The organism is Paenibacillus sp. OAE614 (assembly GCF_040546645.1).
Lineage (GTDB): Bacteria > Bacillota > Bacilli > Paenibacillales > Paenibacillaceae > Paenibacillus_AQ > Paenibacillus_AQ favisporus.
The window spans coordinates 3960299-3979841 of sequence record NZ_JBEPOD010000001.1; the positions used below are offsets into that span (position 1 = coordinate 3960299).

Genomic DNA, 19543 nt, shown 5'->3' on the forward strand with positions numbered 1-19543 from the left:
GTTCCGCTGGGCTTTTACGGTGACTTTTTTCAAGCTCCATCAGGGGGTGCTTAATAAATCTTCTTCATCAGATCCATTACTTCATCCAGGGTAAGGCCGAAGGATTTGTAGTATGCCGTATCGTTAACCATCTGCTTCAAAATCATTTCATCGCGTAGACGCAACTTGTCTTCAGGTGAGAAATCGGCGACAAAGCACCCTTTTCCCGTGACCGTGTTGATCAAACCGCATCGCTCGAGTTCTTCCCAAGCTTTCTTTACGGTGATGACGCTAACCCGCAGCTCCTGGGCCGCTTGCCGGATCGGCGGTAAACTATATCCGCTTTCCAGTTCCCCTTTCAAAATTTGGGCGCTGATTTGTTCGAAAAGTTGCTGGTAGATCGGTTTTTCGGAATGGTTCGAAATCGCAATGTTCATTGGATCTCCACTTTGTGGAAACGTTTAACCGCAATCCGGTAAGCAATCACAGTGAGTGCGATGAAAATAACGATTCCGGCGATCATTAAGGATGCTTGAAGTGCCACATTGTGGACGCCGCTGCCATTAAACATGTTGGACACATAGGAATTCTGGATTCCGATCCATTGCGCGAGTCCGGCAAAAATCATCGCTCCGGTAATGCCCGCCAGCGCCGCCCCGCCAAATTTATACGCCGTCTTGTAAAACATGGGGATAAAGAACACGTTGAAGACCGCAAACATCACAAAGCACAGACCCCAAAAACCCGGATACGGTCCGAAGAAAACGTTGTGTATTTCCCCATAGAGACGAATATTGATGATACCAAAAATGATGGCCATCAGCATATGGAGCATTTCCAGGATGACAATGACAAGCACCCTGGCCTTGACCATGTCTGTTTTGGTGACAGGCATCATCGAAGTAAACATCAAATCGTTTTGTGACCGGAACTGGCCAAATGTATTAGGGACCGTGATCCAGCAAAAATACAGCAGCACGATAAAATACAACCAGCCCGGTATGAGCATCAACGCGCCCAAAACGACAGGCACCAAAAAAAACAACGGATTGATCCCCAATTTTAAATCCTTCATTACCAAGTTATACATACATATCCTCCTTTTTCGCGAAATAAATCATAATCTCCTCAAGAGTGGGCCGGGCCGCTTTCACATCTAAGGAAGGATCGAAGTCTTTGGCATGGATCAATCCCGTAAAGCCGAACGAATTCGTTTTGTAGGAAATCAGCTGCGCCTTCACCAGGTCCAGCTGACTCACGCTACCGTTCAGTAAAAGGTAGGATTCAATAAACTCTTCTTTCACGGCACTGTTGATGATTCTTCCGTTATGAATATAGGTAATGTAATCCGCACACTTTTCCAAATCCGATGTAATATGCGTTGAGAACAGGATGCTGATTTCACCCTCTGCGACGAGCGATTGAAAAAGATCGAGCAGATCGTCTCTGGCGATCGGATCCAGCCCGCTTGTCGGTTCATCGAGAATCAGAAGCTTTGCGTCATGGGATAAGGCAAGGGCCAAACTGTACTTTACTCTCATCCCTGTCGACAACTCGACGATTTTTTTGTTTTCATCCAATTTGAATCTTCTTAAATAATACGAATAAATTTCATCATCCCAGTTGGTATAGAACTTTTTCACCACTTCGGTCAATGCTTTTATTTTGCTCCGGGTATAAAAGTCGATGCCACCAAACGCATATCCGATGTCCTGCTTCAATTCGATTTCGTGTTCGGCAATGTTCTTGCCGAATATCCGCACTTCGCCGCTGTCGGTATGAATCAGATTCAAAATCGATTTGATCGTCGTCGTCTTTCCTGCCCCATTGGCGCCGATAAACCCCATAATATAACCTTTTTCCAGCTGAAACGTCACGTCTTTCAACTGGAAATTCGGATAGGTTTTGCTTAAGTTTCGAATGTCTAATGCCAGCATACCGTTCCTCCTCGATAAATTGTGTATATCGTGTATGCACAATATATCATCGCACCATGGATGAAGTCAATGGATGGAATGCGGAATGTTGAAAAGATTTTTATCCAAAAGGCATGAATTTAAAACCGCCCGGCGTTCTCCAAAGGTTGTATCGCATTCAAAAAAAAGAAAAGCATTGCCGCATCGGCGCTGCTTTTCTTTGGGTCTAACGGGATCATATTGTCCGCTCCTTGTTCTGGAGTCGCGAGAGGAAGGATACGGCGGAATGGCCGGAGTTGCTTCATTTGGCCGGTAAAAACTCGGTGGTAAATACGTTGGCGATCGGCTCCGCTTCCTTCAAAACGCCGACTTCGATGAGCTGCTTCTGCACCTCTTCCCACCGCTCCTTCGTCATGGTACCAACGCCCTGCTCCGCCGCGTCACCGCCGAATACGAGATCCATCTCCTTTTCGGCGCTGTATTTCATCATATCCAGATCCATATCCGGGTTTTGCTCGTGGATGGCTGGATTGATTTCCTCGGCGTGGTTCTTATAGTAATCCCACCCTTTTACCGTAGCTTCAACGAACGCTTTGACTTTGTCCGGATGCTCCTTGATCATCTTCTCGGTCGTAAAATAGACGTTGGCGTAAAGGTTATACCCGGAATCCGCGATCAGCAGCGTGCCAGCGTTCACTCCCTGTTTTTCCAAAGTATAAGGCTCGGATGTGATGTATCCCTGCGTCAAAGCGTTAGGGTCGTTCACAAAATTGACCAACGATCCCGTATACTTCAGCTCCTTGACCTGATCCAGCTTATATTTGCTTTTCATGTACAGCCAGAAACTCGCCGTCGGAGCGACGTAAACCGCATGTCCGTTCAGGTCGGAGAAGTCCTGGATTCCCGCTTCCTTGTGATAAATCAGCACCTGCGGGCTCTTCTGAAACGAGGCGGCGATGGCAACGATTGGAATGCCCTCCTGCCTTGCGACCAGAATATCGTCGCCGTTCGCGATGCCGAAATCGGCTTTGCCGGAAGCTACGATCTGTGTGGAGGATACCTGCGGACCCCCGGGCGTCAGCGTCATGTCCAGCCCCGCGTCCTTATAGAAGCCTTGCTGGACGGCCGCGAAGTTGCCGCCGTGTTCCGGTTCGGCGAACCAGTTGAGAACCAAGGTGGATTTCTCCAGCTTCGGCTCTGCGGAAGCCGTCCCCGTCTTTTCCCCGGAGGATGCTGTTTCCGGAGCTGCCGTTTTCCCCGAACAGGCGGCCAGCAGTCCCGTCATCAATACGGCGCATAAGGACAATGCCATCATCTTCTTAACACTGCGTTTGTTCGCTGTCATTTTCGTTGCCATGTTACCCATCCCCCTTAGGACTTGACTTTCTATGCCTATCATAGGAGATACGTCAAATTAGCGTCAACAAATATGCCTCCGTTTTGTAATCACGAACAAAAAATCAAATTAAATATGTTACGGACGCCTATCCTCTAACATTACAAACTTTAATTTGTTAATTATACTTACATAAACCTAACCAAACTGTATCTTTCTTCACCCGCCCGGGCCCCGTAAATTCCATTGGCACAATCAAAAAAAGCCGTTTGCGCTTTTCGACACCCTTAGTCGAAAGGCAAACGGATGGATGGTGCCTGAACCTAACCCACTCGCGCTTCTTCATACGCGTCTAATGCCGCCTGCACCGCTTCACCCGCCGGCAGCTTGACGCCGGCCCGGAGCAGTACCGCCTCCAGCGCACCCAGCAGGTGCAGGATATTCGTCTGCCTGCAGCTGTATCCCATGGTGCCGATCCGCCAAATCTGACCCGCGAGCGGCCCAAAGGAGCTGGCAATTTCGATGCCGAATTGGTGCAGCAGCATCGCACGTACCGTTTCCCCGTCTACGCCCTCCGGAATCTGCACGCAGGTCACCATCGGCAGCTTGGACAGCGGGTCGCCGTAAATGGACAGTCCCATCGAGGTTAGCCCGGCCATCAACGCGGATTCATGAAGACGGTGCCGCTTGAAACGCGCCTCCAGTCCCTCGGCCAGCACCAGGCGAAGCCCTTCATGAAGCGCATACAGCATGGAGGTCATCTCCGTATGATGGTTCAGCCGCTTAGGGCTCCAGTAATCCTGCAGCTGGGCCAAATCCAGATAATTACTCTGGATGGGACTAGGCCCCGGCGGAGCCTCCTGTAACGGGAGGGAAGCGGCATTGCTGCGCAGTCCCCGCTCAATGCGTTTGCGGGCAACAATTTTCCGCTCTGCACGGTCGTTATACGTTATCGGCGCCATGCCTGAAGGAACGGACAGGCACTTTTGCGTGCCGCCGATGACCGCGTCGAGCTGCCAGGCGTCCGTATCGACCGCTGTGCCGCCAATGGTTGCTACGGCGTCGACGATCAGCAGCGCGCCGTGGCGACGGCAGGCTTCGCCGATCCCGGCCAGCGGCTGCATCCGGCCCGTGGAAGTCTCCCCGTGCACCATGGCGACGACATCCGGCTGCTCGCGGCCGATGGCTTCGATCAATTCGCCAGGGTCAAACACAGTGCCCCACGGCTTCTCCTGTGTAATAACCCTGCCACCGCACCGCTCGGCGATTTCGTGCAGCAGGTGGCCGAAACGCCCGTAGATCGGAACGAGCACCCGGTCCCCCGGCTCGATCAGGCTTGCCATCACGGCCTCAATCCCGGACCTCGACGTCCCGTCGACGGGATACGCCCACCGGTTGTCCGTACGAAACAATTCGCGCAGCATTCCCATCGTTTCATTCATCAGCTCCGTAAATGCCGGATCGAATTGACCAAGAATCGGATAAGACATGGCCCGCAGCACTCTCGGGTCGGCTTCTACCGGTCCCGGCGTCATAATGATGCGCGAAATCGGCACAAATTCATTCCAGCTTCCCCCGGATACCCTATTCATCATCCATCCACTCCTGTCGTATAGGCAAGCTCATGCAGGCAGGCTGCTAAAACTGCCGCTCCTTCCGCAAGGTGAGCCGGCTCCGTGTATTCCTCCTTGGCATGGCTGATCCCGCCACGGCTCGGAACGAACAACATGGCCGCGCGGCTGACGGCGGCCATCATTTGCGCGTCGTGTCCCGCGCCGCTGACCATGCGCAGGTACGGCAGACCCGCCTCCATGCACAGCCGCTCGATCCGTCCCGCCAGTGTACCGTCCATCGGGACAGGCTCTGTCTTCAGCCAGCAGTCGGCCTTCACCTGCAGCTTTCTTGCGGCGGCTATCCGTTGGAACGTTTCAAGAGCGGACTCGCTGAACTCGTTCAGCATCCAACTCTCGGTATGACGGATATCCAAGGAGAAGCGTACCTCGCCGGGAATGACGTTCGGAGTATTCGGCAAGGCTTCGATCCGCCCGACAGTCGCTACCACTCCGTTGCCGGCCTGCTTCGCCATTTCCTCCACCCGGACGATCATGTCGGCCGCTCCGGCCAGCGCATCGGCACGGTAGGACATCGGCGTCGTTCCCGCATGGTTGCTGTTGCCCGTCACCGCGATCCCGTACCGGCGCTGTCCGACGATCGATTCGACCACGCCGATTCGCCGTCCGGCTGCCTCCAGCACGACGCCCTGTTCGATGTGCAGCTCAACGTAATCGCCGATGTCCCTCCGGCGGCAGTCGGGTTGGCTCCCGTGTCCGAAGCCAGCCGCTTTCATGGCCTCATCCAGCGATACACCCTCCGCGTCGTAAATGCCGGTTCCATCACCGATCCGGTAGCGGCCGCCAATACTGCCCGAGCCCCAATACGTTAAGGGGAACCGGCTGCCTTCTTCCTCGCAGAAGGAGACCACTTCGAGCGTACGGACAGGCATCCCGAACCGCCGCTTCAAATAGGACAACGCGGCGATACCGGCGGCGATGCCGCCAGCTCCGTCGTAGTCTCCACCGGCGCGGACGGTATCCACGTGGGAGCCAGTCAGAACCACGGGTAGATCGGGACGGGTACCCGGCAGCCGGCCGTAGAGGTTCCCGACCCGATCATAACGCACCTCCAGCCCCGCATCTGCCATGCGGCCGGCCAGCAGCCGCTGCGCCTCCTGCCAGGACGGCGAATACAGCAGCCGGGTGACGCCGCCCCCGGGTTCGCGCCCGATCCGGCCCAGATCTTCCAGCAGACGCATCATATCGGCAAAAGCACCAGATTCAGCGGCAATATTCATGGCGCCACAACCTCCCCGCTGCGTCCGGCAGTGTGCGGCTTCAGCGGTGTCAGCCGCCGGCCGGCACCCGGACTTACGATTCCTCCCTCCGACGTATAGACCAGGCGGCCCCGGCAGTACGTCGCAGCTACGGAGCAGCTGAAAATCCTGCCGATATATGGGCTGTGCCGGTGGCGCTGCAGCAGATCCTCTTTGCGCAAGACGTGCGGAGACGATGGCTGAATCAGCACCAAATCGGCATCCATTCCCACCTGAATTTTGCCTTTACGGCGGCCAAGGCCAAATCTTCCGGCCGGACGTTCCGACAACAGCTTCGAGAGCTGCGGAAGCGGAATTCCCCGCTTGATCCAACCTTCCTCCAGCATCAGCAGCAGGGTGCTCTGGGCACCGGCGATGCCGCCCCATGCTCCAAAGAAGCCGCCACCTTCGGTCACGGCCTTCATCGCTTCCGGGCAGGGCGAGTGGTCGGAGGCAATGAAATCAATCGCACCCGCCTTAAGACGTTCCCACATGCCTTCTATTAAAAAGGCCGAACGGAGCGGCGGCGCACATTTGGCCGCCGGTCCGATGCGGATCATATCCTCCTCGCTCAAAGTCAGATAATGCGGGCAGGTCTCCAGCGTTACGTCAAGGCCGCGCTGTTTGGCATCCTGAATCAGATCCACCGCTTCGGGGCTGCTGATGTGAACGAAATGCAGGGGACATTCCGTCTCTTCCGCAAGGGCAAGTGCGGAGGCTACCGCCTCGAGTTCGGCTTCGACCGGGCGGGTCAACGCATAAGCTGCCGCATCGGTCCGCCCTGCGGCAAGGGCCTCGGCGGTCAGGCGTGACGTCATTTCGTCGCTTTCGGCATGCAGTGCAAGGAGGCCACCGAGACCGGCAATGCGCCGCATCCCTTCCCTCAGTTCGTCCGCCCCTACCTCACGGAATCGCCCCTCCCCTTCCCCGCCTGGATTTGACATGAACGCCTTGAATGCTATGACGCCGGCATCGGCCAGCGCTCGCAGCTGGTCCATTCGCCCTGGCACCAGTCCGCCCCACAAGGCATAATCCACCGCCGAGCGGCCTTGCGCCAATCGTTCTTTGTGCCGCAGCGCATCCAGCGTAACCGTCGGCGGGTTTCCGTTCAGCGGCATATCCGCGTACGCCGTGCAGCCGCCTGCCGCGAGCGCGGCAGAGCCCGTCTCAAACCCCTCCCAATGTCCGAAGTTTGGCTCATTGAGATGGACATGCATATCCACCACGCCGGCCATGACGATCTGGCCGTCCGCTTCTACGATTTTCGAAGCGGACGTCCCCGAGATGCGGTCTTTGATTTCGGCGATCTTTCCATCGCGGATGGCGATATCCATCTTTGCGACTTCGTCCTCAAGCACGACGCTTCCGCCGCGTATGATCCATTCTTCGTGCGCATCCATGCTTCGCCCACCCCTTTTTCTATCAGCTTCCGCGGTACGTGCTGTACCCTCCCGGCGCCAGCAGCAGCGGGATATGGTAATTTTCATTGCCGTTAGACACCCTGAACCGGATCGGAACAAGGTCCAGAAACGAAATCCCGTCGGCCTCCGCCTGTTGACGGAAATAATCGCCAACCCAAAACGTCAGCTCGTATTCGCCCCCGGGTACCAAACCGCCGTCCCACAGCGGCTGCGAAAGACGCCCATCAGCTCCCGTTATACCGGATGCCAGCAGCCGTCCCCCTACCGCTTCCCGCCCCAGCAGCCGGAGTTCTACCTTAAGGCCGCTTGCAGGCACCGCGCGGGACGTATCGAGCACATGTGTCGAAATCCGCCCGCTCATCCGGAACTGACGGTGCCTTCAGCCGGCTCCGGTGCGGCAATTAGATCTTCCCGGGTCATCGAAAAGCCCTGAAAGCCGAATGGCGGGCGCGGTTCGGTAAAGACCCCGGATGACAAGCCGTCCGAAGGTTCCACGACCGTCTCCCATGTCCGGTTGCTCGTTTCAAACCGGACCTCGGCCAGCTGCGGAAACCGGATCAGAATCCGCTGCCCGATCAACCAGATCAAATGCTGGATCGACGGGGTCGCAAATTCATAAAAGACGTTCTGGGCAATGTCGCGTATCTGCTGGACGGGCACATGCTTGCCTGCCTCCGGATGGATCGCATCCTGCGGGTCGTCATATCTCCAGCGGATATCGAGAAATATAAAAAGCGGCCGGTCATAGGCATCAGGCAGCGTCGTGTATTCATCGCGTATAAAGCCATAGAACGAGCTGCCGCTGACTTTGATCAGCTGCAGGTCCGACAGGCCGCTCCACGCCTCGTCGAGATCATACCCCTCGACGCCGCGCGCCAGCTTCATCTCTGCGGCGGCATGATCGTTGTAAGAACGCCTGTACACGAGACGGTTATCCAGAAACCCTCCCGGGCCCGGCACCGGCAGAGGAAGAAAGGGAATCCGGTTGGCCGACAGCCGCACGGTGTCGATATGGCCGTAAGTCTCCATAAACCGTACGGCCAAAAAATACAGCAGCGCTTCCGTCGTCCCTCCTTCAAAGGTTGCAGCTTGGCGCAAAATAAAATTTTTCATGGAATCGGTAGCCACCAGCTGCGCGTTGTCCCCGTCGGTGAACGAAGTCAGCAGAGCGTCACCGCTGACCGCAAAACGGATGTTATGGGCAAACAAAATATTATCCTCCCCGACAAAGGGAGATTCCGGTATTGGGGCCGCTTCCAACGGCTCTGCGTAAGTCCTGTAAACAAGGACGTCTCCTTTTCCGTAATAAAGCGTGCGTCCGGAGTTTATTTTTAGCATGATTAGGTCATCCTTTCTGTTCGTGGCTGCGATCCGTGACGATCCGCCCCAGCCTGATTCGCGTAATTCGGGCAATCTCGCGCAGCGCTTGCGTCCATTCGCGCTCCGGATCATGATCAATTCTTTGCCGCATCGCTTGCGCGATGTCGTCTTTGGTGCATCCGGTTACGGCCATAATGAAAGGAAAACCGAATTTGCTTACATACTGCGCATTCATGGATGCAAAGGCTTCGTATTCCTCCCCGGTCAGCTGATCCAAACCTGCGCCCCGCTGCTCTTGAGCCGAAAATGCTGTGACTTGCATGCGCGTGGCAAGGTCGGGGTGCGCCTGAAGCAACGCCAGCACCTGAGACTCAGACGCTGCGTACACCTGCTCCATCATCCGCCCGTGCAGATCCGCAGCCGATTCGAACGGCCGCAGCTCCCATACCTGCTCCGCCACCCAAGGCGAATGCTCGAAGACGCCGCCCAGGCGCCGGACGAACGTTTCGGCCGTCCCTTCGTTCAGTTCGTTGATCGTGATCATATGCGCGCATCCTCCTTCCCTCCGGGACCGCGCCTTTCCCAGATGATCCGTTCCGATGCTCTCCGGACCGACCTTAGAATCGCCGCGTATCCCGTACAACGGCACAGATTGCCGGACAGCGCTTCCTCTACCTGTTCCGGCTCCGGATCGGGATGTTCATCAAGCAGCGCAATGACGGTCATGATCATTCCCGGCGTGCAGTAACCGCATTGAAAGCCCCCTTCCTCCAAAAAGGCCTGCTGCACGGGATGGAGCCCATCCCGTCCGATGCCTTCGATCGTCGTAATGGATCGGCCCTCCGCCTGATACGCAGGGACCAGGCAGCTGTTGACCGGCACGCCGTCCATATGCACCATGCAGGCGCCGCACCGACCGATGTCGCATGACCGTTTCGTCCCGGTCATGCCCAAATCGTCGCGGAGAATGTCGAGGAGCCGTCTGGACGGCGATATGTTCAACGACACCCGCCCGCCATTGATCTCGCAGGTCCACGGCTTCAGCTGGATACGATCCTTTTCGGTTTTCATACCGTCTCCCCCTTTCTCCCAAGGAAGGATGCATCTTGCAGCAAAGCCGGATTCGCAGGGAGTTTCTTCAGCCAAATTCCCGTCGCCTGCCGGACAGCCGCTGCGATGGCCGGCGCAAGCCCGACAGAGCCGATCTCGCCAATTCCTCTCGGTCCGTGCTCGTCGCCTTCCGGCAGATCCTCGATCGGCAGCACTTCGACGGGACCTGCCAAGTCGGCTGCGGTCGGAATGAGATAGGTGTCGAGGTTGCCGGTTTTGTATATCCCCTCCTCCATGACGGCATCCTCGCTCAGTGTAAAGCCTAGCGCCATTCCGCTCCCTCCCTCGATTTGGCCGAGATAGCCCTGCGGGTTCATGACCGGGCCTGCGGCCACGGCATGAAATTGGTCCAGCAGTCGAATGCGCCCGGTCAACCGGTTCACCTCGATCCTGACACAAACCGCGGCATACGAATATAAATAGTGAGCTCCGATCCTCGCCGTAGGGGACACAGGGTATGCAAAGCTCGTATCGGCACGGATGGGATCCTTCCCGGCGGCGGCCAGTTCCTGGTACGTCATCACCCGCTTCTGCGTGTAAATATCGTAAATACCTCCGTTACCGATCCGGAGACATTCCGCCGACACGCTCGCAGCTTCGGCAGCGGCGGCCAGCAGCCGTTCTGTAAACGGCTGCTGCATACGCTTCAGTGCCTGCCACATCATGCTGGTCGCTCGGGACGCAGTGCTGGAGCCGCTGTCCGGCACCGCATCGGTATCCCCGATGACGAGCCTGAGATCGGAAGCGTCCAGACCGTACATCTCGACCAGCATTTGCTCCAGCGTCGCGAGCAGCCCCTGTCCGCATTCTTCGAAACCGAACGCGACCTCCACCTTCCCGTCTTGCGTGAGCAGAAGCCGGCCGCCCGACGGGTCGGGAATGCCATAACCAAGGCCTGCACCATGCATGACGAAAGCAGCTCCGACACCGGTCTGAATCCAGGGGGGCCGGTTCCCGATTTCCGTGAGATGTTCCCGTTCCTGCCACAACCGTGATTCCTTCAAGGCATTCCATACTTTGAGTGCCCCGCCAGTCACCGAAATCGGTTGACCGAAGGGTCCGGTCCCGTCCGGCGGAAGCAGGTTGATGCGGCGGAATTCCCATGGGTCCATCCCGAGCGCCTCGGCGAGACGGTCCAGCTGGCCCTCCAGTGCAAACAGCGCCTGATTGCCGCCAAATCCCCGGAACTCGCCGGACATGCCGTTGTTTGTGAACACCGAGATGCTTACGGCATCGACGGCGCCGAAGGCATAAGAACCAACGGCATGCTCCGTCGCAAAGTTCAGCACCTCCGCACCGAGCGTGGCGTAAGGTCCCGTATCGGCCAGAACCCTGACCTGATGGGCAAGGATACGTCCCGATGCGTCCGCACCGGTTTTCATGCGGATGGTCATCGGATGGCGCTTCAGGCCGGCCCGTACCGATTCCATGCGGGATTGGTGAATCTTCACCGGTTTGCCCGTCACCCTGGCGAGAAGCGCCCCGTACGGCTGGACGTTTAATTCGTCCTTCCCGCCGAAGGAGCCCCCGATCGGGCTGGACACAACTCGGATCGACTCCGGCGGGACCGCCAAAATCCGCGCCAGCTGCAGCCGGTCCATCAGGCCGTGCTGTGTGGGAGAGTAGACGGTAAGTCTCCCGTCTTCTCCCGGAACGAACAGCCCGCCTTCCGTTTCCATATAGGTGTGCATCTGGCGCGGCGTCCGGTAGGTCGCCTCCACGATATGAGCGCACATCCCGAACGCCTCGTCGGCATCGCCACGGCGGTACTCACTCCGGTGAAGCATGTTGCCGTCCTGATGAAGCTGCGGCGCACCTTCGGCCAAAGCTTCATCGGGCTCGGTAAGAACCCGGAGCGGCTCGTAATCCACCTCGATCAGCTGAAGGGCGTATTCGGCGACTTCCGGTGTAGCCGCTGCGACGGCCGCCACGGCATCGCCCGTATACCGGACCCGGTCCTCGCAGAAGACCGGCTGATCGGCGCGGGCGATGCCGAAACGATTCAGCCCGGGCACATCCTTCCAGGTCAGGACCGCCTCCACGCCGGGCAGCGCCAACGCCCGTTCCGTCCGCACGGACCGGATGGCCGCATGCGGATAAGCCGCACGCAGCACCCGGCCGTATAGCATATCCGGCGCGCTCATGTCCGTCAAATACTTGAGCTGCCCCGTCACTTTATCCGGGCCGTCCGGACGCACCCTCCAGCGCGTTCCGCTGCTGGATCGGTTCAGCATAGCGTCTCCCCTCCTTCGGATGCAGTCTGTTGAAGCAGCTGCCACAAATCTGCGGTGATCAGCGATGCTGCCGTCTTGCGGCGGTAGGATTCTCCGGCGAATATATCGCCAGCCGGTCTGTACTCTTCCAGGACCCGTTCATAAACGTCCGGAAGCCGGCTCAGGTCTGCCTTGCTCCCTTCCAGCCATGCTTCAAGAGCGCCAAGGCGGGCAGGCTTTGCTTTCCCGCCGCCTGTTGCGATCTTCACCTGCCGGAAACAGCCGGCGGCATCGATTTCCGCAGACACCGCCGTCGTAACGAGCGACGGGGAGAAGGCTTCGCGTCTCCCTACTTTGTGGTAGACTGCGATCCGAAGCAGCGAAGGCAAGCCGTTATCGCCGCCCGATGCCTGTTGGATCCCGGTCACATCCGCCCTTGCAGGAAGCCTGATCGTCAGCAGGATCCGGTCAGGGTCCAAGGCATCGGCGGCACGAAGCTCCAGCCATTCCGTCAAAGGCAGCGGCGCCACGGGGCCGTGTTCATCCTGCCATTCCAACTCTGCGTCGTAGAGGAGCAGCGCCGGCAGCACGTCCCCCACGCCGGAGCATACGTTACCTCCGAGCGTCGCCACGTTTCGTACGGAAGACGCTGCCGTGCTGCGGATGGCTTCCCCCACCAATGGGTAAAGGCTGGCTAGGCTCGGATGTCTCCGGCATGTTCCGAGGGTCACCTGGGAACCGATGCACAATCCCCCGGCCTCCATGAACACCTCCCTTAAGCCGGTCACACGCTGCAGGTCGATCCAATGCGGGGAAATGCTCCGTGTTCCGGCCTCCCATTCCGTACGGAGGAGTGTGCCGCCAGCGACATAGTCCGCTTGCTGACCAAAACGGCGTTTCAGCAAATAGGCTTCCCGGGCATCTGCCGGATGCCATACAGTCGGTGCACTCATCACCGGGTTGAAGGCAGCATCCATGGCCATCTCTCCTTTGCAGTGTCTTGAATGCATCCTGGTGTTTAAATGGAATAGATTGGTTGGTTTTTCACACTATACGCCGCCACCGTGTTTGTGTAAATAAACTTAACTTCGATTTAGGAGTCATGCACAATCCGGTTCATTCACATTGTGCCCGATGCCAAAATTGGGCAAGACCCATCAAAATTATGTCATCATTTCTTACACATAGGGAGATGCTGGTTCGTCTGAAGCGTCCATATACGTTTTGCCTCCGCCCACTCTTCCGGCGTGTCGATATCCAGAACAAGCAAAGGATCGGCAGGGGCCAAGCGGAGCCCTTGAAACCGCGAAGAATCCAGTAGGCGCTTCGCCCCCTGATCCCCTTTCAGTCCGGCAGCCGCCTCAAACATCGTTGCCGACAGAACCGCGGGCGGCATCGCCTCCCTTCCCGCCTCGCTCGTCACATAATCCAGCCCGGGAGCTGATCGCCACGCGTCGATCAGCTGCATCAGCCAAGCCGGCGACACGTACGGCTGGTCAGCCAACGCCACAAGCACAGCATCGGCACCTGCATCGGAAGCAGCACGGATGCCGCACTGCAGCGAGAGCGCCATGCCTTGATCCGCTGCCAGGCAGACAGCGACGACAATGCCAGGGCCGTCCGCTTGGTCTGCGAGGAGACCGGCGTCCAGCCATACCAGCGGGTCTTCGGGATGAACGACTACGATCAACCCGCTCAGGCCGCTGTCCCGAAGCGCCGCCAAGCCGCTGCCGGCCAGATGCATACCTGGTGCAAGCTCCAAGGACTGCTTGCGGCAGCCCATTCTCCGGCTGCTTCCCGCCGCAAGGTATACGCCCATGATGCTCATGCATGCCGCCTTTCCCGAACAGCCGCCTCAGCGCCGCTCTTCCACTGCACCAGCCGGGCCGCGATGCTGACGGCGATTTCGTAGGCGCCTTCCGCGCCAATGGGAAGACCTGCAGGAGCATCCACGAAGTCCGGGATCGGCAGCTCACCAAAGAGCAGCCCGATCCTCCACGCGGAGCCGATGACGCCGACGTACTCCGGCTGCAGCGGGAGAAGACGCTGCAGCATCTCCCGGTCGCGGCGCAAGTGATGGCTGGCAAGGACGACGTAATCGCGGATGCCGATGCGCAGCTCCTCAACGATCCTGCCGGCATCGCCAACAACCGTTTGGGCCAGCGGGAACCGCTCCCTGCTGCACCAATCCTCGCGCCAATCCGCCACCGCTGTCGCAAATCCGATGGAGCGCGCCATCGCCTCCAGCGCCGCCGTTTCCTCCCCGGCGCCGAAAATGATAAGCCGGCGGCTCGGAGCCAGCCGGGTCGCATAGAAGAACACTCCCCGCCCTGCAACCGAATCCTGTATGGGGCCGTCTTCCTCCAGCCGGTAATCCATTTCTTGATCCGGGCAGAGTTCCCGAACGAGCCGGACAGCCGTCCCCTGTAGGACGATTTTGGCCGCTTCCAGAAGAACCGCTAGAAGACGGCCTTCGATCGGCTCCAGCAATATGACGAGCTCGCCTCCGCAGCCCATTTCTTCTCCCCAGATCGGGTCGACGCCAGGCTCGGTGTTATAACTCGCCCATTCAAACCGGCCGCGCTCGAGAATCCGGGGAACCCTTGCAGCAAGATCCGCTTCCAGACAGCCAGGGCTGATGCTGCCGATGCGGTGTCCATCCGCGGCCATCAGCATCATGGCTCCGGACTTGCGGTAAGCATGGCCGCGCACCGATACCAGGCTCGCAAGCACCGCCGTCCCCTCTTCATTCTGCACGTACCGGAGAATGCTTTCCGTCTCCATCCGAACTCCTCCTTACATGCATTTTCCTAAAAATACAGCGATCCTGTTCCTTGAAGCAGGATTACAATCTACGGAGCAGCTTTTGCAAGGCCCGGTTCGCTCCGTCGAGTACCCGCGGCTTATCCAGGGTCAGCACCTGCCTTCCTTCCATCACAACATGACCGTCGATCATCACCATATCAACATCCCCGCGGGTGGCGGCGTAGACGACCCGTGAGAACCAATCCGCGTCAAAGGAAGGATAGACATGATAATCTTCCAGGTCCAGCAAAATCAGGTCTGCAAGTTTTCCCGTCTCAATACTTCCGATCTCCCGTTCCATGCCAAGCACTTCCGCTCCGCCAATCGTGGCCATTCGCAGCACGGTCCTCGCGTTCATGACCGTCGGACCGTGCCCCACCTTCTGCATGTATGCGGATAATCTCATTTCCTGAAACATGTCAAGATTGTTGTTGCACGGGGCTCCGTCCGCGCCGAGGCCGACCGGGATACCGTTTCGCATCAATTCCGGCACTTCTGCAATCCCAGATGCCAGCTTCAGATTGGATCCCGGACAGTGGGTGACTTTGACGCCGCGCTCGCGGATGATCCGCTTTTCCTCGTCATCGAGCCATATGCTGTGCGCGAGCACGAGATTCGGTCGGGCAAGGCCGATATGGTCCAGATAAATCACGTTCCGCATCCCCCGTTCGGCCTCGACCATGGCGATCTCGCCCTGGTTTTCCGACGCGTGCGTGTGCACCAGAACACCGTAATGCTCTGCCAAATCCCGGACTTCGGTCAGCAGGCGCTCGGTGCAGGAGACGACAAAACGCGGGCAGAACGCATAACGGATCCGCCCTCCGGCAGCCCCGTCCCACACTTGCAGCAAATCGACGCTTTCCCGGAGGGAACGATCCGTATCCTCCTGCAGCGCCAGGGGCACCTCATCGCCGTGATCCATCATCACTTTGCCGGAAAACGCCCGAATGCCGCTTTCCTCGATCGCCTGAAAGGCCATAGAGGTGTGGTGCACGGTCTCCATATCGAGAATGGTCGTCGTCCCGCTGCGGATGAGTTCGCCGAGGCCAAGCAGAGCCGAATAGTACACCGACTCCTCGTCATGCGCGGCTTCGAGCGGCCAAATTTTTTGTTTAAGCCAATCAATCAGCTCCAAGTCGTCGGCCCGTCCGCGAAAGAGCGTCTGGCATAAATGGATGTGCGTTTGCACAAAGCCGGGCAGCAATACTTTGCCCCCGGCTTCGATCACCCGATCGGCTTCGCTCGGCGCGCCGGGTCCAATATGAGTAATGCGGTTGTCCTCAATCCGAACATCGCCATGGATAATTTCGTCGGCCGGGTTCATTGTCATGATGATGGCATTGCGTATGATCGTCGTTGTCAAAGGCGCTTCCCCCTTCTTGTACGGAAAGTCCGGGAGATGCCGCACGGATGCCGCTTCTCCCGGACACGATTCTTCCTTCGCATTGCCCGGCTGCTCAGCCCATTTTCCCCGGATTCAGGAGGCCGAGCGGATCGTTATGCCTCTTACGTTCCTGCATGCCGGGTATAGCCCCGCGTCCACCATTGTCCAGCAGCCAGGTATGGGGATCATAAATTTCCACGCCGATGGACCGGCAGGTGTCTATGATATGGTACAGCCGTTCTTCCGTGCTGTAGCGGACGACGGGCAGGCCGTTCGGCTGGAGTTTGCCCCTCGAGCGGATCCATTCAAAATGCAGCAGCATTTCGTCCCCAAACATCGATTTCAGCGTCCGGATCTGCTCCAAGTAGCAGTCCAGCTTGAAACCTGCTTGCAGGTAGGTATAAGCCGGATCACGCTTCAGCGCCCAAAGCGTCGTATGGTTCCACGTAAAATCGGACAGCCCGATCGATTTGCGGTACTTCTCGGGGTCAATGACATAGCCGATTTCCCCGCCGAAAGCTGCGGCAAGTGCCGGCAGCGCTTCGGCAGCATGCCCGGCGATTTCGGTAAAAACCACCGATTTGCCGTGAGCGAGCACTTTTTCTAATGGCTTGAAGAAGGAGGGAATCGGCCACTCCATCGGCGTGATCAGCCGTTTGGGGATTGCTGCTTCCTCCGCCAGCGCTTCCCCGAATCGGACCGCATCTTCCAAGCGATCGAAGTTCACCACCACCTGTGCCCACTCGGTCCGGGGTGCCAAAGGAATGACCAGCTCGGTGACGATGCCCGTCGTCCCGTAGTTATGAATATAGTCCTTGAGATCTTCGCCGTGGACTCGGAGAACCTGGGGCTCCTCTTCCATCGTCAGGACGGTCGCCTCCAGCACGTTGCCGTCCCACAGGTCGCCCCAGGTAATCGACCCGACGCCCCCGGAGCCGCCGCACACGAACCCGCCGACCGTCGCCTTGGCGAAAGTGCTCGGGTAAATCCGCAGCTCCTGTCCCTGCTCCCGGGCCGTCTTCTCCAGGACGCCGAGCTTGACGCCGCACTGTACACGGGCATAGCCGCTGCCAATCTCCAATATTTCGTTCATGCCGCTGAGGTCCAGCACCAGGCCGCCTTCGAGCGGGATCGCCTGTCCGTAGTTCCCAGTTCCCGCTCCGCGGACAGTGACGGGAATCCGATGCCGGTAAGCAATGCGCAGCGCTTCACGGATTTCATCGACCGTAGCTGGTACGAGAACGGCATCCGCTTTTTTGTCCTTCAGTTTTCCGCTCAGCACGGGGGAATACCAATAAAAATCCTTCGACAGCTTTTCGACCGCCGTTTCGTCGGTAAGCAGCTTCAGTGCGTTGAACGCTTCAGGCATTTCAGGCTTCCATACCATTGACATGAGGAACCACCCGCTTTCTTTGGATTCACAGCTTACTCCATATAGAAGAACATTTCGCGAGGACAATTTTTCGATTTCATAAAACGGTGCTAATCCGTTCCTGAACGACCGGATTCCGCAGGGGAAGCAGGGAGCCGATCCGGCATTCGGCCGTATCCCCATCCTGGATGCCTACCGATCCCGGTGTCCCGGTCATGATGATATCGCCGGGATAAAGGGTCATCATCCGCGAGAAATACGAGAGAATCAACCATGGGGAGTAGATCATGTCGGATACACTACTTCTGTACCGGACCGATCCGTTAAGCACGGTCTGTATATCCAGTGCATCCAGGTCCCCGATTTCGTCCATGCCGACCAGCTCCGGTCCGAAACTGAAGAAGGTGTCATAACTTTTCGAGCGGCCAAGAAACCGCGGATTGCGGGCATGGATGTCCTGGGCAGTCATATCCAGCGTCGGAACGATGCCGGCAAGTACGTGCAGCGCCTCTTCGGGGCTGACGTGCTTGCAGGTCTTACCGATCACCAGGCCGATCTCCGCCTCGGCCGTAATGCGTCCGGCCCCGTCCGGAAGAAGAATGGCCTCGCCTGGGCCGATCATCGTGCTTGCCGGTTTCAAGAAGCAGATAGGCTCTTGCTCCGGCGGCACCACGGCCATATCCGCGGCCTTTTTCCGGAAATTCGCGCCAACGCCCCAGACATTGACCGCACCATGATACAAGGGGCCAAGGTGTGCCTGCTCCAAGGGAACGGAGGGGATGGCGGTCAGCACCTCCTGCCCTCGTTCCCGCAGCCATCCGGACAGCGCCGCCGCCTCGCCGGTCCGCAACAGTTCCAGAACGGTCGTCGGCCAAGCCGTTCCAAGCGATTCATTGATCCCGGTTAAGGGAAATACCCGATTGCCTGCGACGATGCCCGCGCTGCCTGGCCCGCTTCCCGCCAAGGTTACGAGCCTCATCGCTCGGCTCCCGCTTCCGCCTTGGCCCGGATATCGCCGAACTCGAATTCGCTCAGCTCACGAAACACCTCCGCTAGAATGTCGGTCACCCGTTCCTGAATGATGCTGCCTTTGGCTGCCGTCGCCTGGGTCGCATCGCCGCATATGCCGCTGTCGGAAATGTCCGCCATCCGCCAGGCGAAGCGTATTTTCCCTTCAAGGGTCAAAAATTTCTGCCCGGTCATGGACGGGGTCTCCGAGACGAGCCATTGATCCTGCACCCATCCCGGTTTGATGGCCTTCACGATCGACGTTTCGTAGTCCCCGCCATGAATGCCGTATTCCAGTTCATCGGCGGGCATGAGATCCTCCGCACCTCCCAGGGAGGAGGGTGATAAATAGAAGACGAGCATATTGTGGCGAATGCGGATTTCCCGGGACACCACGTTTAGCAAGTCGGTATTGCCGCCATGCGTATTAAACAGCAGCAGCTTATGGAAACCGCTCAGCCGCAGGCTTTCGGCGATATCCAGGATCACGCTCTGCAGGGTCGTTGCCGACAGCGAAATGGTTCCCGGCAGGCCGAGATGCTCATTGCTTTTGCCGTACGAAACCGGCGGCAGCAGCCACACCCGCGCATCGGGCTTCAGCTTTTCGAGCGCCAGGGTCACCGTAGCCTCCCCGATCAGCGTATCGGTCATGACTGGCAGATGCGGTCCATGCTGTTCGATCGCGCCGACCGGCAGAATGACCAGCGTGCTTTCCTTGGGAAGCTCTTTGATCTGCTTGCTTGTCAGCCTTGGCAGGAATCTCTCCTCCCAGGCTGCTCCTTCGTATCGTGTAAACATCGGCATGTTCCT

19 protein-coding genes are annotated in these 19543 nt (G+C 58.0%); all 19 read right to left on the bottom strand.

The features are described from left to right. Positions 1-50: 50 nt before the first annotated feature. The 19 genes from ABIE48_RS18145 to ABIE48_RS18235 all read right to left on the bottom strand — a co-directional run bounded on the left by ABIE48_RS18145 (position 51) and on the right by ABIE48_RS18235 (position 19531). Positions 51-416 carry a GntR family transcriptional regulator gene (locus ABIE48_RS18145; protein WP_192715446.1) on the bottom strand — a complete coding sequence of 122 codons (366 nt, stop codon included), beginning with the start codon at positions 414-416 and terminating at the stop codon, positions 51-53. After that, on the bottom strand, positions 413-1069 hold the full coding sequence (locus ABIE48_RS18150) for an ABC-2 transporter permease (RefSeq protein ID WP_192715447.1): 657 nt from the start codon (positions 1067-1069) through the stop codon (positions 413-415). Before ABIE48_RS18150 ends, ABIE48_RS18145 begins: the two co-directional genes overlap by 4 nt. Next, positions 1062-1916, bottom strand: coding sequence for an ABC transporter ATP-binding protein (locus ABIE48_RS18155; RefSeq protein ID WP_192715448.1), 855 nt, complete (start codon positions 1914-1916; stop codon positions 1062-1064). Before ABIE48_RS18155 ends, ABIE48_RS18150 begins: the two co-directional genes overlap by 8 nt. A 280-nt stretch (positions 1917-2196) precedes the next feature. Continuing rightward, positions 2197-3252, bottom strand: coding sequence for an ABC transporter substrate-binding protein (locus ABIE48_RS18160; protein ID WP_354519432.1), 1056 nt, complete (start codon positions 3250-3252; stop codon positions 2197-2199). A gap of 302 nt (positions 3253-3554) precedes the next feature. Beyond that, on the bottom strand, positions 3555-4826 hold the full coding sequence (locus tag ABIE48_RS18165; protein WP_354519434.1) for a pyridoxal-phosphate-dependent aminotransferase family protein: 1272 nt from the start codon (positions 4824-4826) through the stop codon (positions 3555-3557). Further along, positions 4823-6082: a Zn-dependent hydrolase gene (locus ABIE48_RS18170; protein WP_192715449.1), complete on the bottom strand. Its 1260-nt coding sequence runs from the start codon at positions 6080-6082 to the stop codon at positions 4823-4825. Before ABIE48_RS18170 ends, ABIE48_RS18165 begins: the two co-directional genes overlap by 4 nt. Continuing rightward, complete coding sequence (allB, locus tag ABIE48_RS18175; protein WP_192715450.1) at positions 6079-7500, bottom strand: allantoinase AllB; 1422 nt, start codon at positions 7498-7500, stop codon at positions 6079-6081. The genes ABIE48_RS18170 and allB overlap by 4 nt, the downstream gene beginning before the upstream one ends. Positions 7501-7522: 22 nt before the next feature. Continuing rightward, on the bottom strand, positions 7523-7882 hold the full coding sequence (gene uraH, locus ABIE48_RS18180) for a hydroxyisourate hydrolase (RefSeq protein ID WP_145024358.1): 360 nt from the start codon (positions 7880-7882) through the stop codon (positions 7523-7525). Beyond that, on the bottom strand, positions 7879-8859 hold the full coding sequence (gene pucL, locus ABIE48_RS18185; protein WP_192715451.1) for a factor-independent urate hydroxylase: 981 nt from the start codon (positions 8857-8859) through the stop codon (positions 7879-7881). Before pucL ends, uraH begins: the two co-directional genes overlap by 4 nt. Positions 8860-8866: 7 nt before the next feature. Continuing rightward, on the bottom strand, positions 8867-9385 hold the full coding sequence (uraD, locus tag ABIE48_RS18190; RefSeq protein WP_145024354.1) for a 2-oxo-4-hydroxy-4-carboxy-5-ureidoimidazoline decarboxylase: 519 nt from the start codon (positions 9383-9385) through the stop codon (positions 8867-8869). Next, positions 9382-9912 carry a (2Fe-2S)-binding protein gene (locus ABIE48_RS18195; RefSeq protein WP_192715452.1) on the bottom strand — a complete coding sequence of 177 codons (531 nt, stop codon included), beginning with the start codon at positions 9910-9912 and terminating at the stop codon, positions 9382-9384. Before ABIE48_RS18195 ends, uraD begins: the two co-directional genes overlap by 4 nt. Continuing rightward, positions 9909-12185 (bottom strand): xanthine dehydrogenase subunit D, encoded by a 2277-nt coding sequence (gene pucD, locus ABIE48_RS18200; protein ID WP_192715453.1) that lies wholly within the window; start codon positions 12183-12185, stop codon positions 9909-9911. The genes ABIE48_RS18195 and pucD overlap by 4 nt, the downstream gene beginning before the upstream one ends. Then, complete coding sequence (locus tag ABIE48_RS18205) at positions 12179-13141, bottom strand: FAD binding domain-containing protein (protein ID WP_192715454.1); 963 nt, start codon at positions 13139-13141, stop codon at positions 12179-12181. The genes pucD and ABIE48_RS18205 overlap by 7 nt, the downstream gene beginning before the upstream one ends. A 194-nt stretch (positions 13142-13335) precedes the next feature. Beyond that, positions 13336-13992 (bottom strand): nucleotidyltransferase family protein, encoded by a 657-nt coding sequence (locus tag ABIE48_RS18210; protein ID WP_192715455.1) that lies wholly within the window; start codon positions 13990-13992, stop codon positions 13336-13338. Further along, positions 13989-14948: an XdhC family protein gene (locus ABIE48_RS18215; protein WP_192715456.1), complete on the bottom strand. Its 960-nt coding sequence runs from the start codon at positions 14946-14948 to the stop codon at positions 13989-13991. Before ABIE48_RS18215 ends, ABIE48_RS18210 begins: the two co-directional genes overlap by 4 nt. A gap of 61 nt (positions 14949-15009) precedes the next feature. Beyond that, positions 15010-16332: a 5'-deoxyadenosine deaminase gene (locus tag ABIE48_RS18220; protein ID WP_192715457.1), complete on the bottom strand. Its 1323-nt coding sequence runs from the start codon at positions 16330-16332 to the stop codon at positions 15010-15012. Positions 16333-16426: 94 nt separating this feature from the next. After that, positions 16427-17746 carry an FAD-binding oxidoreductase gene (locus ABIE48_RS18225; RefSeq protein ID WP_192715458.1) on the bottom strand — a complete coding sequence of 440 codons (1320 nt, stop codon included), beginning with the start codon at positions 17744-17746 and terminating at the stop codon, positions 16427-16429. Between the two features lie 76 nt (positions 17747-17822). Further along, a complete protein-coding gene (locus ABIE48_RS18230) occupies positions 17823-18704 on the bottom strand; it encodes a fumarylacetoacetate hydrolase family protein (protein ID WP_192715459.1) in 882 nt (293 codons plus the stop codon). Beyond that, positions 18701-19531: a creatininase family protein gene (locus ABIE48_RS18235; RefSeq protein WP_192715460.1), complete on the bottom strand. Its 831-nt coding sequence runs from the start codon at positions 19529-19531 to the stop codon at positions 18701-18703. Before ABIE48_RS18235 ends, ABIE48_RS18230 begins: the two co-directional genes overlap by 4 nt. Between the last annotated feature and the right edge of the window lie 12 nt (positions 19532-19543).

Excerpts from the sequence above, each read along its gene's own strand:
- ABIE48_RS18145 (WP_192715446.1), bottom strand. The coding sequence starts at position 416 with ATGAACATTGCGATTTCGAACCATTCCGAAAAACCGATCTACCAGCAA.
- ABIE48_RS18150 (WP_192715447.1), bottom strand. The coding sequence starts at position 1,069 with ATGTATAACTTGGTAATGAAGGATTTAAAATTGGGGATCAATCCGTTG.
- ABIE48_RS18155 (WP_192715448.1), bottom strand. The coding sequence starts at position 1,916 with ATGCTGGCATTAGACATTCGAAACTTAAGCAAAACCTATCCGAATTTC.
- ABIE48_RS18160 (WP_354519432.1), bottom strand. The coding sequence starts at position 3,252 with ATGGCAACGAAAATGACAGCGAACAAACGCAGTGTTAAGAAGATGATG.
- ABIE48_RS18165 (WP_354519434.1), bottom strand. The coding sequence starts at position 4,826 with ATGATGAATAGGGTATCCGGGGGAAGCTGGAATGAATTTGTGCCGATT.
- ABIE48_RS18170 (WP_192715449.1), bottom strand. The coding sequence starts at position 6,082 with ATGAATATTGCCGCTGAATCTGGTGCTTTTGCCGATATGATGCGTCTG.
- allB (WP_192715450.1), bottom strand. The coding sequence starts at position 7,500 with ATGGATGCGCACGAAGAATGGATCATACGCGGCGGAAGCGTCGTGCTT.
- uraH (WP_145024358.1), bottom strand. The coding sequence starts at position 7,882 with ATGAGCGGGCGGATTTCGACACATGTGCTCGATACGTCCCGCGCGGTG.
- pucL (WP_192715451.1), bottom strand. The coding sequence starts at position 8,859 with ATGCTAAAAATAAACTCCGGACGCACGCTTTATTACGGAAAAGGAGAC.
- uraD (WP_145024354.1), bottom strand. The coding sequence starts at position 9,385 with ATGATCACGATCAACGAACTGAACGAAGGGACGGCCGAAACGTTCGTC.
- ABIE48_RS18195 (WP_192715452.1), bottom strand. The coding sequence starts at position 9,912 with ATGAAAACCGAAAAGGATCGTATCCAGCTGAAGCCGTGGACCTGCGAG.
- pucD (WP_192715453.1), bottom strand. The coding sequence starts at position 12,185 with ATGCTGAACCGATCCAGCAGCGGAACGCGCTGGAGGGTGCGTCCGGAC.
- ABIE48_RS18205 (WP_192715454.1), bottom strand. The coding sequence starts at position 13,141 with ATGGATGCTGCCTTCAACCCGGTGATGAGTGCACCGACTGTATGGCAT.
- ABIE48_RS18210 (WP_192715455.1), bottom strand. The coding sequence starts at position 13,992 with ATGAGCATCATGGGCGTATACCTTGCGGCGGGAAGCAGCCGGAGAATG.
- ABIE48_RS18215 (WP_192715456.1), bottom strand. The coding sequence starts at position 14,948 with ATGGAGACGGAAAGCATTCTCCGGTACGTGCAGAATGAAGAGGGGACG.
- ABIE48_RS18225 (WP_192715458.1), bottom strand. The coding sequence starts at position 17,746 with ATGTCAATGGTATGGAAGCCTGAAATGCCTGAAGCGTTCAACGCACTG.
- ABIE48_RS18230 (WP_192715459.1), bottom strand. The coding sequence starts at position 18,704 with ATGAGGCTCGTAACCTTGGCGGGAAGCGGGCCAGGCAGCGCGGGCATC.
- ABIE48_RS18235 (WP_192715460.1), bottom strand. The coding sequence starts at position 19,531 with ATGTTTACACGATACGAAGGAGCAGCCTGGGAGGAGAGATTCCTGCCA.